The sequence below is a fragment of the Mesorhizobium sp. WSM4810 genome (genome assembly GCF_055811235.1).
The window spans coordinates 226,897-243,595 of record NZ_JBVVQV010000003.1; the positions used below are offsets into that span (position 1 = coordinate 226,897).

The window sequence follows — 16,699 nt, forward strand, 5'->3', positions numbered from 1 at the left end:
CAGCGAAATCGACGTTCTTCACAGCCGACAAGATAAGATCGCCTGGGACGGGCGTCCGAAGCAATCAGTGAAAATTCACAGCGAATGCACGAACGCACCGGAGCCGCAAATCCACTCTACAGCTCGTTTCCTGACTTCCGCGTTTACGGCACCGATTTCCGCCGAGCTTGGCTTCCTGACGGATACCTCCCCGCCACCCCCTGTGAGTGGGTCCTCAAGCAAAAGTCCAAGCGACGCTGACAAGCCAATCGAGAATCCCATACCAAGCGGCGCTGGAACAGGGTGATCCGAAAGGATGAACGCTGGGGTGTCGGCTACGAGCAGTGTCCATTTGAGTGCGAGCAGATGCTCAGCGGTACGCACCGCCGCGGCGAGAATAAGTTCTGGATTGAAATCAGCCTCGTACCCGTGCAGCGCTAGGATTCTTTCGAGTTCAGCGTTGAGCGCTTGGGGCGACGTTGCAGAAAGCTGGGCGAATTCACTAGCCAGAATTTGGACCGGCATTCCAAGCTTATGCAACTCGCTATTTAAAGTTGCGACGTCATTGCAGTCTCTCAAGTCTCCTAGCGCAATTGCCAGATATTTTCCTAAGTCGAGGCGCGTTTGGTAGTACTCAGGGTATCGGCATGCCTGAATGGCCAGCAGCATGGCAATGTCGACATGTATGCTGTCACTGAAGAATTTTGCAGCTACAAGCTGGCTCAAGCTTTTTGAGGCAATCCCTTCGATCTTTTCAAACATGTCTTCTAGCTTGTCGCTAGGTCGAAAGAACTCGTCGAAGACGATGTTAGCCAGAAAGACTGCCATCTTCTGTCCGGGCCCTTGCGCCTTGAGACATGCTCCTGTCTTTACGTTCTTATAATAAGGCCCCACTTCTCCCTCAGCGGCAAACTCATCCTGCCAAAAGTCAGGCACAGTGTGGTGCAAACGCTTCTCAAATTTTGGAGCGGTAGGCAGGCTCATTCTTTCTATTCCGACTACTTCCGCCGTTCGATAAACGAATGCAGGCAACAAACTTCGAATTCTGAGACAATAGGCGAGAAGGTCATTCCTCTGAGTTCCCAAACGGGATCAGGACCGAAGGCGCTTCTGTCAACGCGACTAGCTTCACGCCGTTCAACGGGCGGACGGTCGCGCGATTCGCGGGGTCGAATATCAACCTCACCTCGTCCTGATAGCCATCTTCGAGGCCGCTGACCAAAGCCAGGATGAAGTCGTTGCCGCATTCCTTGGCGCGCTTGTATTCGGCGTTGGACATCTCGACCGAACCCTGTGGCGCGCGGCCGGTCGCTTTCATTTCGACGAAGGTCTTCCAGTCGATCGCGCCATCGGCCCCCACGCCATGCCGGTTGCGGAAATCAACCAGCAGTTCTTCCGCCGAGGTTTCCAACGCCTGCGTGAGCAACTCCCAGCCGCGTTGTTCCAGATCGCGATCGGTGTAAGCCGTCGGCGCCGTGCGCGATCCGAGATCGGACGGCTTTGTCGGAGGCGGCGTGTCGTGCAGCTTCGGTTTTGCCGGTGGTGGCGCCGGCTTCGGATCGCTGCCCGGCACCACTGTGGCTCCCAGAATGGGACCAACACTGTTCTTAAGGGTTCGGGGCTTCATGGCGGGGCCTTTCCCACCGGGTGTGCTCACCGTGATTTTCTTTTTTGGGGCGGCGTTGATCTTGGCGGCACGGTCTTCCATCGCCTCGGCGTGTTCCTCGTCCGATGCGAGGCGAATGGCTTCGGCCGCGGTCTCGCGCGCTTCCTGCCAGGCTACCACCCATTCGGCCTCGATGCCGCGGCGCGAGGCATGCGCGAACAACGACGCGATCGCGTGGCCACCGTATTCGCGCTTGGGAAGAGCCTCGTCCCAGACATGCAATTCGAGCGGATCGCGCACGACCAACGCCTGAAGGTGGATCGGAATTTTCACATCCGACAATTCCTCGTCCCTCGCCCGAACCGCAATCGGACCGGAGTGTACGAACAAGGGAATCTCCCGCAGCGCGTCCCAACTGATCGCCATGTGCTGGCGCACCTCTGGATCGTTGCGCGCTAGTTCATCGGAGAGGTGATCGACCGCTTTTCGGAAGTGCGCGCGCATGCCACCGCCACGATCCTGGGCCGCCTCGCGATCATCCGCGACGACCAAGGTGGGCTCGCTCCGCGCCACGCCTGTGAAAACAACGAACGACTCTAGCTCGCGAAGGTCGCAGGGCGGCGTCCAGAATTTCTTGGCGGGCAACGCCTTTGCCAATTGCGATCTAAGTTCGGATTCCTCCACCAGGAAAATGGGCCGCTCGGACTCCCAACGATCGCCGCAATACAGCGGCAGGGTTTTCATGCGCTCGCGATGCCGCCGCTCCGCATTTGCCAGCAGGGGCTCCATATAGCGATATACGTCGATCAGGCGTGACATGACCCCCACGTCATACGCTTGCCCCGCCAGCGACTTCAGGAACGTAAGGCAGTCGTCGAGCATAGGCTCGCGCACGTCTAAGGCCGACCAGAGGCTGGCCAAGGCTGGGCCAACCGGCACGAAGCGCGAGCGGTCGTGAAAGATATCCTTGCCGCGCATCAGCTCGTTTGGCCTTCGCCAAACATTGCCGCCGACGTGGATAAGCCCCTGGTTCTCCGTGAAAGCCTTGCGCAAATCCTGGGCTGTCATGTCGCCGATGCGGGTGTTCCACACGACCGCGCGGGGCACGTATTTCGCGATGTTGCGATAGATCGCCATTACCTGCGCGTCATCGATGCCCTCGACCCCATCGCGCGTCTCGCGCAGCAGGTTGACGAGATCGCTGACTCGCACCGAGGTGACCAACCCAAGCGTCGCCGCGAAGTCCGCGCTAAAATCCCCCAGATCGATACCGACCGCGAAGGCGGTGCTGGCGTAGAGCGTTTGCGTCTCTTGAGTTTTCACCACGGCTTCGTTTGGCGTCACCAACTCGCCCTTGCCGACCACCACCCACGGCGTCTCACGCAATTGGATTAGCCATTGCGCGGTGACTGGTGCCCTCGGATAAACGTAGACGCGCGCCTCGTGCTGTGAGGCCACCATCTTGCGATTGGCGTAAGACCGCTCCCAGGCACGGGCCATGGCCTTGAACAAAGCGGGGCTTCTCTCGCGTAGGTCCTTCTTGGAGAACTTGGAGAATGCGGCCAGGGCGCGATCAAGATCGGGACTGATCCAATCGGCCGGAACTTGCTCGGCCTGCGCCCCGCGAAGTTCCCGGGTCCGCGTCGGGCCGCCCCAACGGACCAACCCGGTCTGCTTCAGTCGCGGCGCGTTCTCCACGCCAAGCAAGGTGAAGAACTTGCGCGGCCCCCGCGAGATGGTCCCATCCGCGCGCTTACGCTGCGCGCGCGTAGCGCCCGTCTTCAGTTTCTCATCGTACCCGGCGGAGATCCATTGAATGCCCGGTATGTTCGCGGCCGCCGTGGGCCAATTGGGAAAATCGCTGTCCAACGTCTTGCACAGATAGGCTTCCGTCGGACGCACCTTCTGTCGGTGAATCTTGCCACTCTTATAAACGAAGCCGTCCACCATCAGCGCCGCGCCCATGGCATGGCCGATCTCATCCGCGCGGCGATCGCTCAGCTCATCGAATCGATTCCGAAGCTCGCGCAAATCCGCGTCCTCTATCTCTAGCGGCGTGGCCGCGAACCGCTCCGCAAAGGCCGCGAGTTCGGTCGATGCATCGACACTTTTCCGGAACGCCGCGTGTTCATCCAGCCATTTAGTCGCGACATCGCCATCCTTCTCGATGCCGTATGCGGCATGCAGGCGATCGAGCAGGTTCCAGCGTAGGGAAAACAATGAAAACTCTCCGCCGAGAACGAGCGGCTTGGCCGTAGCGCCTTCGCGCTTGCACACCACCGCGCGGCCTTCATCAGTCAGCCAGAACGGCACATCGAATAGTTCCTCATCGGCGTGGGTCTCCACCAACACGCGCGCGGCTTTTACCCACCAATTTGGTCCCTTTGGTTGAAACAGCGATTGCTTGAAGCCCTCAAGCAACTCCGTGGTGCCAATAGTGGCACAGACTCCGATTTGATCGAGCACCGTGCGCCACCTGCCGCTCCTATCGCGAACATTGAGCGGCAGCGCCCGCGATCCTTCGGCCAACGCCTCGATATCGGCGTCGGTCAGAAGATCGCTTAGAATGGCGTATTCATAGGCGATGTCCGACAGGGCAACGGGCGCGCCGCCAATCAGGATCGCCGCATGCTCGCCAAGCCAATCGCGCGCGATCTCGAATGATTTCGCGAAGCCATCATGCAGCCAACGGTCCCCTTCGTTGCCGATATACTCGGCAGCGACCGGCACGAATCGCCAGGCGTCCTTGGGCGTCGACAGCATACGGCCATGCGCGATCTCGGCAAGAACATCGCCGCATCGCTCGATCAGCCAGTTGTTCCACGTGCTTTCGATCAAGGCCTCGCGCGTGGTGCTGGGATCGAATTGCGCGTCGAGCGAAAACGACAGGCCCACCGCGACGCGGGTCTTGAAGCCGACATAAAGACTTCCTGCGCGCGCCGCGCTCGGCACGGCGATGGAAATTCGCGTCTCCTCGGCGCGCGCCTTGTGAGCTGGATGCAGATGACCGGGCACGGGCAAGGTCGCGCGCCACACAGTCCACGATTCCGCCGCGCTCTGGACCTCGCGTCTCGACAGCGCCGTGATGGAGGCGCGACCGCCAACCAAAGCGATGTTTTTCCACGGGCCGAAAGTCAGGGTGCGGCCTTCGAGGGTCGCGCCGGTTAGATCACACCAGCGGAAACTCGAAACCCAGGTCAAGAAGATCAGGCCGTCGTCCTCCCATTCCGCGAACCAGGCTTTCAGCCCCTCCTCGCTGAAATCTGGTTTCAGGCGCAGGACGATCATCGTGTCGGTCGCGGGATCGTAGAAGCCGGCCAGCGGTCCTTCGGCTGGCACGACTCGGACCGAAAGCTGATCCCCGGAAAAATGATACGGCGCCGAATGGATCGCGAGATCATCCGCGATGCGCTTGAGCGTCTTCAGGCCAATGCCAAACCGCCCGCGCTGATCGGTTCTGTTAGTCTTGGTCGTCACGAAGGGCAGCGCCATGCCCAGCACGTGCTGGCAGGCAACCGGCCGGCCACTATGCACGATCAATAGCTCGCGGCCAGCATCCGTATCGCGGAAGGCGAAGCGCACTTCCGGGGCGCGTAAATCATCCGCATTTTGGATCACTTCCGTCAGCCCCTGAAACGGCTCGACGTTCAAATCCTCTGCGGCGGCGGCTGCGCCGCGCATCATCTTTTTCAAGGCACCGGGCGATGATGCCAAAGCACTCGCCAAACCAGTGACCACGGCATTGGCGAAATCGGGAGTGTGCGGATCGACCAGATCATCGACACCCGACTGATCGTCCCAGATCATTCGCGCGGCGCGAGTACCCAAGTCGGCGTCACTCTCGGCCGCAATCGGTGATGGAAGCACCGCGAATTCGTTCATATTTTAACGTGCCCTGAAAATATGAACGTTCAAGGATTTGCACGAATAAAGCAACGGTCTAGTTGTTGGGGCGCTAGGTTCAAGGTCAACAGCGATGACGACCGGGGCGCGAACGCGCCGCCCCGCATGTCGCTCACATGACCGGTTTCGGAACCGGCTTGGGCCCGCTTTATGTCCGACATGCGGTGCAAAGCTGCCGTCCAACCGGCGCCAAGTTTCGAACCAGCAGACAGTCTACGACTCTGACGGACAACTGATAGTGTGAAATTGGGTTTTCACACTGAACCTCTCCTCCCCGGCGGGTTTGCAAACGACAGTTTTTACGCTAGGCGCAATAGCGCCGGGTCGTCGGCGACGTAGCGGATGACCGGGTTTGGGGCCGGAGGCAGACGGTCCGGTTCCGGAAAGAACTAGCGGAAAGTTGCCACTCCGCTGACGACCCGAAGCCGTCCCCCAGGACACCAAAAGCGCCTTTTGAGAGCGGATCTTCGATCTATGAAACGGAATACGATGGTTCTGTTTCAGATGGCTAGTATCATCAAAATGGGGATGCGGTCGGCGGTGCTACGCTGTGATATGAAACAGAATTGCGAATTCTGTTTCATATCTCTCGCAGACTTGTGAAGCTGAGACTGGCGGCGTGCTTCGGCGTCAGGCACAACAATATCAATACTGTCGTGGACGTCTGAACCAATGACCTTTGACATTAAGAGGGCTCTCGGCCTGCCTGACATCCGCAACTTTGTCGCTAAGCGTGACGGTGTGCTGGAACGTTTCGGACCGCTTTTCCGCGACTCGGCGCGTCTGACTAGGCAGGATTACCTTGATTTCCTGAGCATCAAGCACAATCACCACTGGTCGGGGTTGGAACGCCTCGGCCGCCGCGCCGCAGACGACATGAACAACCTGCGGGACGCCTTGACCACTCTGGTCGACGAGACCCTACCCCTGTCCGGGCGGTACGATTCCGCCGCATCGCAGCTCGACGGGGTCGGTAGCGCCACCCTGACACCCATCCTGCTCGTGGCCTACGAGGACCGCTACGGCGTTTGGAACGGCACCAGCGAGCCAGAAATGCGCGACCGTGGCCTATGGCCCGCTTTTCCTCGCGGGGCCACAGAGGGCGAGAAGTACGACCTGATCAATGCCCTGTTACTCAACCTCGCCCGTGATTGGGGCGTTGACCTGTGGACGCTGGACGCGCTCTGGTGGGTAGATAAGCTCGAACGCCAGAATACTGGCTATTACAAAGACGCATGGTTCAAAGCAGTCTGGTACATGGCGGATCAGGCGGAACGGGCCGCAAAGCAAGCCAACGGACAGACAGTCGACCGCGCCGTAAAGAATAAAGACCTCAGGCTGTCGAAAGAGGCGCTTATTGCGCATCTGAAAGAACTGCTCGACGAAACGGGCCACCGTTGCGCCATCACGGGGCTCGCGTTGCAGGCTGACGGCCCGGACGATCAGTTGCGGCCCTCTCTGGACCGCATTGACAGTAACGGCCATTACGAGGCTGGAAACCTGCAAGTGGTGGCTCGGTTCATCAACTTCTGGAAACAGGCCATCCCAGACGCCGAGTTCCGCCGTCAGTTGGCCATGGTGCGGGGTGAATAGCTGCTTGCGCCCCACGACCGAACCAATAGACCACACAATGCACTGATCTACAGGGCAATAAAGCCCGCTACTACGCTACCGCCCGCGCTGCGAACTGGAACAGAATTATCATTTCGGTTTCAGCGGCGTCTGCAGAGCGAATGACCGTTTTTCCCCCTCCACGATCTGAAATCGGACCGACCGGTTTCCACCAAGGATGGCCATCCATGAGCCTACAAGTTTTTGTGGGGCCGAAAGCGGTCGGTCAGTCTCTGAGAATTGGAACGCAGAAGCTGGCGCTCGCCCAAGTTACGGCCGGGCCTCTTGATGCGACCGCAAGGTGAACTGGAACGTCGCACTAGGTTCGGCATTTTCGTCGAGGCCCACAACGTCCCGTCGTGGTTCTCGACTACAGCGGAGATCGACAGCCTCAGAATACTTACCGTTGTTACGCCGCTTCTTGGCAACGCACTAAACGAAAGATCGCGACTTACATATCTCCTTGAGATTGTACATCGACAACGTATTCCAATTCCAGGCGATCGCGTTCGGATAGAGTTCGTGAAGCTGGGCAACTCGATTTGTCAAGGAACCGTCGGGCTACCGATGGGTTATTCGAGATCGGCGCATCTTGCATCCGAATAGTCTGCTTCGTATCTTCTAACCATATGATCGGGTTTGGATACACAAGGCTTTTTATGACGTCGGGACCGTCTGCATTGCACCCGATCTCGATTAGTATCTTATCTCTGCGCGAAGAATGCCCAGAGACATTATGGTTTGCTTCTATGACTTTTTTCCATTCGCTGCTCCACATCGACTCCTTGAACACCATCTCAGATTGAGAAGGATTGAGCCGACTAATCCGTTGAATGGCCTCGAACCTCAACGTGCTGTTTGAAACTTTTTCAGCAATCTCGTTTAGAGAGCGATCGTAATCTGCCACCTCGAATTGAGTAGTGTAATCGAGACATTCACTCCGTTCAAGTTCGTCACTGCGACACCGCCTTAACGATGAGAACACCGCATTAGTCATGTCCACGCCTTCATAAGAAAACTTTTCATAACCTGTAAAGGCGCCAGCTTCGGCTCGCCAAAAGTACGCGCTGACGAACGAGGCGCCATCTAGATCTGTGGACGCAAGCGAAGCCCCCTGCATCTCTGCAAGGGAAAAAGTGCTTCCACTTAAATCTGCTCTGTAGAGATTAGCACCACGTAGGTTCGCATATGCAAAGGAGGCACCGACCAGCTTAGCGCTGTAGAGACTTGCTCCGGGTAAGCGAGCACCCACCATCATCGCGCCGGTTAGGTCGATTAGGTCCAAATTCGCGCCGACCAAGTCCGCACCGTTGAACGATGCTCCTGATGCCCGCGCCATTGTCAACCAAGAGCCCTGCAACTGCGCGGCGTCAAAGAAGGCCCCCTGCAGGTTTGCACGGGTCCAGTTACCCACATCTTGTCGGTTTGAGAAGTTCGCGCCCCGGAGGTCACTGTCCTCGAAGTGAGCGCCTGCTAGGTTGGCCCCCAGGAAAGTCACATTTGGGAGCTTTGCGCCAATAAAGTATCCGTGCGTCAAATCACGGCCGTCCAGTCGCAAAGTGCGTCCACCCGTTTCGGCGGCATCTACGCCCGGGAGTACCAGGGAGTCAGAAAACGGACTTGTGAGTGTCCGGCGATCTCGGTCCCATTCGCCCCTAAAAAGGAATTCGCTTATTGACCTCCTGCTTATTGAGTCTTGAGACGCAGGCAGCCATCGAACTTGGTCAATTCGCCGGTCTTGCCATTCGCCCGGAAACACACACGACGTCCAAGAGAACGCCACGACCGCAATCGATATTGCCCACCTGCCAAACCCGCTAAGAGCCCAGCTTCGGCTTCGACGCACCTCCTCCTTTCCAAAGATCAGCCGAACGAAAAGAAATGCCATCACTGCAGATAGGATGGAAAGTCTCTGCACCCAGGTGACCGGAGAAGAATGATACGGTAAAAATTGTATCTGCGTATAGATAAGTATAGTAAATGGCGCGACAAGAAATATTGCCACATCACACACCCACGCAACAAATTTTATAAAACCAGATGCACCATCATTGCGCCATCCTCTATCAACATGCACTAATGCGATCGAAAATATGACAACAAAAAATATCGGAAATATCACGGAAAACTGAGTAAGCGAAAGGATTTGACCAAAAAATGGAAGCCACACACGGCGCTCAAAAAAAAGGTCGCGCCCTTGCACATTGGTAATCGTGATGAAGCTATAGAGGAGGAACAATGCCCAAATTACAGTCCATGATACTTCATTGTACGTGACATTTCCGCCAGCGAATATCACATTGTTGCCAGCGTTTAACGTCGTAATTCTTGCTGTGAACGAAGCTTTGGAAACGGGTTCCCTAACTGCCGTCTCCCCTACCGCTTTCCCGGCGAACCGCCTCCTGGCGTGATATCCGATGCCCTGAAGTCTCCTCCGGCTTGCCACTCGCCTCCATGCACACCCGCTATGCGCTCAAGGACGATATTGCCGACGACAGTTAGCTTTGGCAGGTCAATTCCCCAGCTTGCTAGCTTCTCAGGTGTCTCCTTTTCGAGCGCTTCTTTGATGGCTGTAACCTGCTCAAGCACTTTGTGGTCGTCTGCAATCTTAGGATTTGCGGCTAGTTCCGCCTGTGCTGCCTTCTGGAAACTCGGATCTGTCGGGTTTTTGTCGAGTAGCGAGGCTGACACGAACTTGTATGTATCCACGAGGATATTCCTGAGGCCTTGGTAGGCATCCTTGACGGCTTGTTCCGCTGTTCCCGATGCGGCTGCCGTGGCACCCGCCACTAGTGCAGTTAGAATCGCAGATAAGGGGTCCATCCTATTCCTCCGAAACTTGTTGGAACGTACAATTCTCTTATAGCAAATTTGACAACATTACACGATCGCCATCGTGAAGTTTAATGAAGGGGCGGCAGTTATGTTGGCTCTCGCGACGGATCCACCAAGCTTGTTGTGGAATTGTTTTGAAGAAAGCGTGCCGATGTCCAATGTCCTCGTTTGGGGCAGCCGGCAGCGCGTATCGAACCGGACCGCACCAAGCGCCGCAGTCAATCTCACCCAATTTCGGTCGTTCAACCATACACGTCGCGATGGCCACTTCTGTGAAGGGTTGCGGACGCCGGCCCTCCACGTGGCGCTTGGCGCTGGGGCCGGCGTCCGGAAGCCTCCAGGGAAGGAACCCGCGGGATGGAGGGCGCGGTTTCGGCGCTATGGGGATTTGACGGTTCCGCTTGGTCGGCTGTGGCCCGCATTGATACGTCTGACGGATGGGAAGGGGTACGTCGGAGGACTGGGGATGGCGGTGCGCATTGCGATGCGGCCCTTGAAGAGCGGGCGGTTTCGGCGCTGCAGATGGTGTGGGACATGCGATCAGCCGGAGACGCACGATCGCGTCGGGCCGCCGACGATCAGAGCCCTCGGCGGGTATGCAGAGCGATGAAGAGCGGCTTGTGGTCATAGCGCCGTCGTCCATGGCGGTGCGCGGGCGCGGCCGCCGCGTTCGAAGGTCTCGATGACGACCATCCTGCCTCCGCAGCATGGACATGGCGGCCGCCAGTCCGATGGCGTGGCGGCATCGGCGCCCGTTCCGTTGCATTCGGCCTTGGGCTGCGGCGCGGCGAGAAGTTCGCGGACGTGCGCGATGTTGGCCGTGCGGCCGGCGCTGGCTAGCAGCCCGTAGTGACGGATGCGGTGGAAGCCCTTGGGCAGCACGTGGAGCAGGAAGCGGCGGATGAACTCGCCCGGATCGAGCGTCATGGTCCGATAGCGCTCGCGCCCGTTGCAGCGGTAATCCTTGCAGCGGAACGTCACGCCGGCTTCGTCGAGGGCGATCAATCGGCTGTTGGAGATCGCGACGCGGTGGGTGTAGCGCGACAGGTAAGCCAACACCGCCTCAGGTCCGGCGAAGGGCGGCTTGGCATAAACGAACCAGTTCTTCCTCCGAAGCGGTGCCAGGAAGGCAGCAAAGGCGCTGTGCTCAATCAGACCGTCGTGATCACCGAAGAACTGCAGGCGCCCAGCAGCATGGGCGTCGGCGAGCTTCGCCAGGAAGAGCCGTCGGAACAACCTCGACAGCACGCGCACGGGCAGGAAGAAGCCCGGCCTGCAATGCACCCAGCGCTTGCCGTCGAGCGAGATGCCGCCACCGGGCACGATCATGTGCACATGCGGGTGATGGGTCATCGCCGAGCCCCAGCTGTGGAGCACGGCGGTGATGCCGATGCGCGCGCCGAGGTGCTTTGGATCGGCCGCGATCGTGAGCAGCGCCTCGGAGGCGGCGCGGAACAAAAGGTCGTAGATCACGGCCTTGTTGTAGTAGGCGATGTCGGCAATCTCGGCCGGCAGCGTGAACACGACGTGGAAGTAGCCGACCGGCAAGAGATCGGCCTGGCGCGCGGCGAGCCAGTCCCGTGCCGCCGCGCTCTGGCATTTGGGGCAGTGCCGGTTGCGGCAGCTGTTATAGGCGATGCGGCTGTGGCCGCAGTCCTCGCAAGCCTCGACATGGCCGCCGAGGGCAGCGGTACGGCAGCTCTCGATCGCCGACATCACGTTCATCTGGCCGAGGCTGAGATGACCGGCATGCGCCGCGCGCCAGGTGGCGCCATGGCGATGGAAGATGTCGGCGACCTCCAGTGACGGGCGGCTCACCGCCGCGGCGTCATCTGTCCGGTCGCGTCTCGTCCTCCGTCAGCAGCTTGATCCGGTCGAGTGGGCTCATCACGGTGCGGATCGTGTTGGTGGCGACGCGGGCATAGAGCGCCGTGGTGTCGAGCTTGGCGTGCCCAAGCAGGACCTGGATGATGCGGATATCGATGTCCTGCTCCAGGAGATGGGTGGCGAAGCTGTGGCGCAACGTGTCGGCGTCACCCGTTTCCTGATCTCGGCCGCCTCCGCAGCGGCATGAACAGCGCGGTTCAGTTGGCGGCTGGAGAGCGGTGTGACCGGATTGCGTCCTGGGAACAGCCAGCCCCGCGGCAACATCACGCCGCGGCGCTTGCCCTCCCGCCACCAGGCGCGCAGCAGTTCGAGCAGACGCGGCGACAGCATGGCGTGGCGATCCTTGCGGCCCTTGCCTTGTTCGACGCGGATCAACATGCGCGTCGAGTCGATGTCGGTCACCTTGAGCGCCACCACCTCGGAGACCCGCAGCCCGGCGCCGTAGGCCGTGCCGAGCGCGGCCTTGTACTTCGGCCCCGGCGCCGCTTCGAGCAGCCGCGCTACCTCCTCAGCGCTCAGCACCAGCGGCAGCTTGCGCGGCTGGTGGACTATCGCGAGACGACGAGAGAGATCGGGTCGGTCGAGCGTCACGGTGAAGAAGAAGCGCAGCGCCGAAACCGAGCTGTTGATGCCCGGCGGCCGCATGCCGCTCTCGGTCTGGTGCACTTGGAAACGGCGGAGGTCCTCAGCCGTCGCCGCATCGGGCGAGCGGCCGATGAACGCCGCAAATCTCTTCACGCAGCGGATGTAGTCACGGCGCGTGTCCTCGGTGAAGCCACGCACGTTCATGTCTTCGATCATGCGCTCGCGAAGCGCGCTGCCGGACGGATGCGAAGGGAAGGTCATCGGATGCTCCTCTCAAGCTGAAGGTTGACCCTTCATGCTCGGAGGCCGATGCCTGTCCGTCACCCCTCGTCGATTACAACCTCACCGGCGCTGCCGATAAACCAGCAGGTCTCGAACCTGCGCCCTCCCGCGCGAGCGGGTTCGTTCCCTGGCGCAACCGCGATCTCAAACATCATCACTGGCAACGTCTGCTTTCAGTAAATGGCAAAGCTGGACTATTACGGCCGACATGCGCGCAAAGCTGACACTCCTTACGCGCAAACTGTCGGATTTGGGTTCCCTCACCCGTCGGTGATGATACTGCGCCATTCGTCTTGTGTGGTTCGTCGAGCGACGTTTCGGTAAAGGCTGATCGTCTGAGCAGTGTCGTGGCAGCGAGGGCGAGTCACCACTCGTCGGCCCGCATGATCGTCATCACCCGAGAGGTGACGTTTCTGTCGGACGGGTCGGGCGAATGGTAACGGCGGCTTAGGATGTATACCCAAGATCTGAAAGGTGATTTCGTAATGAAGAATATTGCTGCGTCTTCCATACTCCGAAGGCCGATACCTCTTGAATTATGCCGTCAACGGTTATCCCATCCTCTGGTGTCGGGTCTCTGGGGCCATCAGAAAGCACAAGTCGATCTAGGCGCCGTAGGCTTGCGGCGCTTCCCCAAAGCAATTCGCCGGTTGAGTTGTCGACCAGCTGAGACCCCAATACTCCGGGGACCAACACTATCGGACGGATAGGCTCCGACCAAGCGGCGGTCGGCGCGAGAAGTATCAAGGATACGACGAGGGTCCAAACGCGTACCCTCATGCCAATTGAGACTCTTCTCTCACATACTTCTGCGGACATGCCCAACAGACGCTCCTGCCAATCTCTTTTGATTGCCGCGAGTTGATTGATCGTGCCATTTCCGAGGATATTTCTCAAGGTCATCAGTTGCCCGAGATTCCTTCCAGCAGACTCAGATGCAGCGCAACAAGGGCTATTCTCCACGCTAATGCCAGCATGCACCAACTGCTGCTTTTAGAAGTCGCTGCCGACCGCTTTGCGGCGCGAAGCGGCCATTCGTTTCTGCAAGACAAAGGCCGCCTCGGGGTCAAACATTCACTTTCCGATTCTGCGCCTCGCCGCAGGTGCGTACCGCCTACGTTCGCAACGGGCGGTTCCAATCAGGCTGCGAGGTTTTGGGTCGGGTAGTCGGCGCTGCCGATCCACGCACGGGTTCTCGCCTTGTAGCTGCTCGCCGGCCCACCAAAACCAACGGACGCGGCCGGACGATCCGTCCCATCTGATGTTGGCACTGTGGTACAGCTTTGCAGTACCAGACAAGGCGGTCGCGAACCCATTCCCTACTGAACACGCGCGTCTGTACGGATCAGAGTAGCTGCCGAAAGATCGATCCGTGCCATCCGATATTTGCCGTCGTCCGCTCAACGACCTCGCCCACTACCTTGATCCGCGCACGGAGGCCGCCCGAAAGGGAATGAGAAGTCTGGTCCAATAGCGAAGGCTAGATAGGACAGTCTGGTTCTATTGGCGCTGCAAGTTTGGCGAGCGCTCGAGAGCGCCCTTTGGCGAACGAACGATCAACCCTAGGCCAAGTCTCTCGCCCGCTTCTCCAAGTCGAGCAAGAGGTCCTCCTCGTTCTCAACGCTATTCCACTTGTAGTGCGCGACCTGCGCGGGATAAAGCGTATCGCTCCGCTACTGCATTCGGTAGAGCATGACCTATGTGAGTGGGTCTTGGATCTTCATCGCCGGATATCGGATCAACCGGCTATTAACTCCTGCCTGGAACTGGATATCGAGTGGGCGGGCCCGCTGCCTGAGCAGACCTGGCTCTTGCCAGATGGCGATTTCGAGCCGGGCTCTAGTGGAAAGCTCAGTTTACACACTCAGCAATGTAAAAAGCGCCCCGGCATTCGGAACTCTCGACGCAGCACGGAGACGAAAAGGTGTCATATATCTTCGTCGAACCCGAGCAGTGCGTATACTCGAAATGAGTGTCGTCAATTTCTCGGCATGCCGATTTGCCCTGGACCAAGCCGCCCGAACCATTGGGCCGGGCACACCAATTTGGTCGGTTATCCGTTCCCAGATCGCCGCATGTCTGAATGTCCTCTGCGAGCAGAGGCGAGCATATGCCCTGAAGAAGGAACGAGAAAATCACGATGCGCCTCATAAACATCTCCTCTTTTTAGACAGGTAGGTTTTAGCTTCCAGCTGAGACAGGCAATATAATATTTCGGTGCAGAATGACCGGACCGCCAGGTTTGACCTTGTCGCCGGCTGAATCGGCCCTGCGGCTAAAACTGCGATACGCCCGTGACGTTGCGGGAGTCGTTAATATTCCAGGCATCAGACCCCTTATCCGGAGGCTCAGCGAAAACCGCTTTGATTGGACCGGAACCAAAACGAGCAATCGCCTCGAACGACGGAAACTGGCCAATGGTGCCTTGGAATTCGATCTTCTTGGCGGAAAAGTCGATGGTAAAGTCTCCATCAAAATGGATGTCGGGTGAACCTGAGAAGCAGGAATTGTTGGCTTTGCCGTGCACTGGGAATCGCACACGGCTACCGTCGATGACGGGCGCCCCGATCGTGGAGCGCGACGTGTCGACCGGCTTCCGGCATTCTTCATCGCCGTCCCCGCAATCGACTTCGATCGACGTGGACGGCAGGAACTCGGCGGCCCAATTTGCGCCGTTCGAGCTTACTTTGATGTGAGCGGAGAGCCGCGAGGAGTCCGAGGGCCTGAGTGACGCGCCCCGTTGATCAGTCAGGAAGCAGTCGCTCACGCCAGGAAACGGCCCTGGAATCATCGTCTGGCCCGATTGGCCTGGCACCGGCAGGATGTAGCCTGGATTTGTGCTGTGCTCGTTAGGGATGAACGAGCGGATCCAGATCTCGGCATCGATCGCCGCTGCGCCCTGTGCAAGGACGAGTAGCATGGCAAGTCCGAGCATCATTTCCATAACAAGCGTTCTCATCATCCTTCCTCCGGGTTGTTGCCGAAAACCGGCCGCCGACATCGCGCCGCGGTTTGGCGGTGATGCCGTTCAATAATCGACACGCTGGCTGAAGACGCCCACATCACGCGGGTTGCGACCGGCGTAGCGCGTCTAGATGTTCTCCAGCATATTTATCCAGACCTTGTGCCCCTGCTCGAAGATCTTCTCGTTCTTTATGATCGGGGTCGCGAAAATGCCGGCATCGACGACACGATCGGCTGCCTTCACGAAGATTGTGAGCGAGTCCCCATTGTCCCGCACCCCGAATGCCCGATTGCCGGAAACCGGGTGCCAACCCGGGCTGGTGTAGGTGTTGGCGGATCCGACCTTGACCGTAGAGAACACGAAGTCGGTGTCGGTCTGGCATGAGGCAACGACCGCGCCGGTCTCGAGATCGAAGATCCCGGCAATGGTCGACAGGGTGAATACGAGCACCGCACCGGAGTAGCTGTCGGAGACCCACAGCGAAGCGCTCGTCGCATCCAGCGGTTCCATCTTGTTGTATTCCGAGCCGGTGAAAGCGATCGTCGACAGGTTGGCGCGGAACTCAGACAGCAGCTCGGCCGCGCTCTGGCCGTTCTTGTCAATCACGATCGAATACTGATCGATGTTGAGCTTGCCCTGCCCCTTGCCTGCGATCGTCTGGACGACGTCGATCTTGGGGTTGAGGTCCTTCGATGCTTCGAAGGATTCGAGCTCCGACCAGCTCGGCCGATCAAACACCCTCGGCGGAGCAACGAATTGGACACACTCCGCCCAAGCTGCCGTCGCTCCCATAAACAACGCGAGGAAGCCACCGAAGAATCTCGTCATCATTCGCTCCATCATGCGGCTTATGCCGCTGGTCCAGGTTGCCCGCAGTTCAGTCCTTGAGCTGACGCTTTAGATTCCCCAGGCCCTGCCCGAGGTCGCCGAGCACGGCGGAGATGCGCCCTCTGCCGAAGAAGATGATCAGGATCACCAGGACGATCAGCCAGTGCCAGATACTCAAAGTGCCCATGGAATTTCCTTTCTGGGGTGTTGCGACCGGT

General features: G+C 58.8%; 10 protein-coding genes and 1 pseudogene. 1 reads left to right on the forward strand and 10 read right to left on the reverse strand.

The annotated features are described in order from the left end of the window. Window positions 1–75 precede the first annotated feature (75 nt). Entirely contained in the window at window positions 76–963 is an 888-nt protein-coding gene (locus tag AC0L3O_RS06185) for a DUF4238 domain-containing protein (RefSeq protein ID WP_473615127.1), read from the reverse strand. Window positions 964–1,045: 82 nt separating this feature from the next. Then, window positions 1,046–5,467 carry a sacsin N-terminal ATP-binding-like domain-containing protein gene (locus tag AC0L3O_RS06190; RefSeq protein WP_473615128.1) on the reverse strand — a complete coding sequence of 1,474 codons (4,422 nt, stop codon included), beginning with the start codon at window positions 5,465–5,467 and terminating at the stop codon, window positions 1,046–1,048. A 693-nt stretch (window positions 5,468–6,160) separates the two neighbouring features. Between AC0L3O_RS06190 and AC0L3O_RS06195 the strand changes: the two genes are divergently transcribed. After that, window positions 6,161–7,081, forward strand: coding sequence for a hypothetical protein (locus tag AC0L3O_RS06195; protein WP_473615130.1), 921 nt, complete (start codon window positions 6,161–6,163; stop codon window positions 7,079–7,081). 469 nt (window positions 7,082–7,550) lie between these two features. On the opposite strand, the gene AC0L3O_RS06200 is transcribed toward AC0L3O_RS06195, so the two are convergent. From AC0L3O_RS06200 to AC0L3O_RS06235, 8 genes and pseudogenes are all read right to left on the reverse strand, one after another. Then, window positions 7,551–9,338 (reverse strand): pentapeptide repeat-containing protein, encoded by a 1,788-nt coding sequence (locus AC0L3O_RS06200; RefSeq protein WP_473615132.1) that lies wholly within the window; start codon window positions 9,336–9,338, stop codon window positions 7,551–7,553. A 137-nt stretch (window positions 9,339–9,475) separates the two neighbouring features. Next, complete coding sequence (locus tag AC0L3O_RS06205; protein WP_473615133.1) at window positions 9,476–9,922, reverse strand: hypothetical protein; 447 nt, start codon at window positions 9,920–9,922, stop codon at window positions 9,476–9,478. A 636-nt stretch (window positions 9,923–10,558) separates the two neighbouring features. Continuing rightward, a complete protein-coding gene (locus tag AC0L3O_RS06210; RefSeq protein ID WP_473615135.1) occupies window positions 10,559–11,752 on the reverse strand; it encodes an IS91 family transposase in 1,194 nt (397 codons plus the stop codon). A gap of 10 nt (window positions 11,753–11,762) precedes the next feature. Next, window positions 11,763–12,667, reverse strand: a pseudogene (locus AC0L3O_RS06215) (tyrosine-type recombinase/integrase). Between the two features lie 385 nt (window positions 12,668–13,052). Further along, window positions 13,053–13,199 carry a DUF3768 domain-containing protein gene (locus tag AC0L3O_RS06220; RefSeq protein ID WP_473615136.1) on the reverse strand — a complete coding sequence of 49 codons (147 nt, stop codon included), beginning with the start codon at window positions 13,197–13,199 and terminating at the stop codon, window positions 13,053–13,055. Window positions 13,200–14,963: 1,764 nt separating this feature from the next. Continuing rightward, window positions 14,964–15,647, reverse strand: coding sequence for a hypothetical protein (locus tag AC0L3O_RS06225; protein ID WP_473615138.1), 684 nt, complete (start codon window positions 15,645–15,647; stop codon window positions 14,964–14,966). Window positions 15,648–15,779: 132 nt separating this feature from the next. Beyond that, a complete protein-coding gene (locus tag AC0L3O_RS06230; RefSeq protein WP_473615139.1) occupies window positions 15,780–16,481 on the reverse strand; it encodes a hypothetical protein in 702 nt (233 codons plus the stop codon). Between the two features lie 49 nt (window positions 16,482–16,530). Then, complete coding sequence (locus AC0L3O_RS06235; RefSeq protein WP_473615140.1) at window positions 16,531–16,668, reverse strand: twin-arginine translocase TatA/TatE family subunit; 138 nt, start codon at window positions 16,666–16,668, stop codon at window positions 16,531–16,533. Between the last annotated feature and the right edge of the window lie 31 nt (window positions 16,669–16,699).

Bases quoted from the DNA above. Each gene is read 5' to 3' on its own strand.
- AC0L3O_RS06230 (WP_473615139.1), bottom strand. From the start codon at position 16,481: ATGACGAGATTCTTCGGTGGCTTCCTCGCGTTGTTTATGGGAGCGACG.
- AC0L3O_RS06185 (WP_473615127.1), bottom strand. From the start codon at position 963: ATGAGCCTGCCTACCGCTCCAAAATTTGAGAAGCGTTTGCACCACACT.
- AC0L3O_RS06205 (WP_473615133.1), bottom strand. From the start codon at position 9,922: ATGGACCCCTTATCTGCGATTCTAACTGCACTAGTGGCGGGTGCCACG.
- AC0L3O_RS06225 (WP_473615138.1), bottom strand. From the start codon at position 15,647: ATGAGAACGCTTGTTATGGAAATGATGCTCGGACTTGCCATGCTACTC.
- AC0L3O_RS06220 (WP_473615136.1), bottom strand. From the start codon at position 13,199: ATGGAAGACGCAGCAATATTCTTCATTACGAAATCACCTTTCAGATCT.
- AC0L3O_RS06195 (WP_473615130.1), top strand. From the start codon at position 6,161: ATGACCTTTGACATTAAGAGGGCTCTCGGCCTGCCTGACATCCGCAAC.
- AC0L3O_RS06190 (WP_473615128.1), bottom strand. From the start codon at position 5,467: ATGAACGAATTCGCGGTGCTTCCATCACCGATTGCGGCCGAGAGTGAC.
- AC0L3O_RS06235 (WP_473615140.1), bottom strand. From the start codon at position 16,668: ATGGGCACTTTGAGTATCTGGCACTGGCTGATCGTCCTGGTGATCCTG.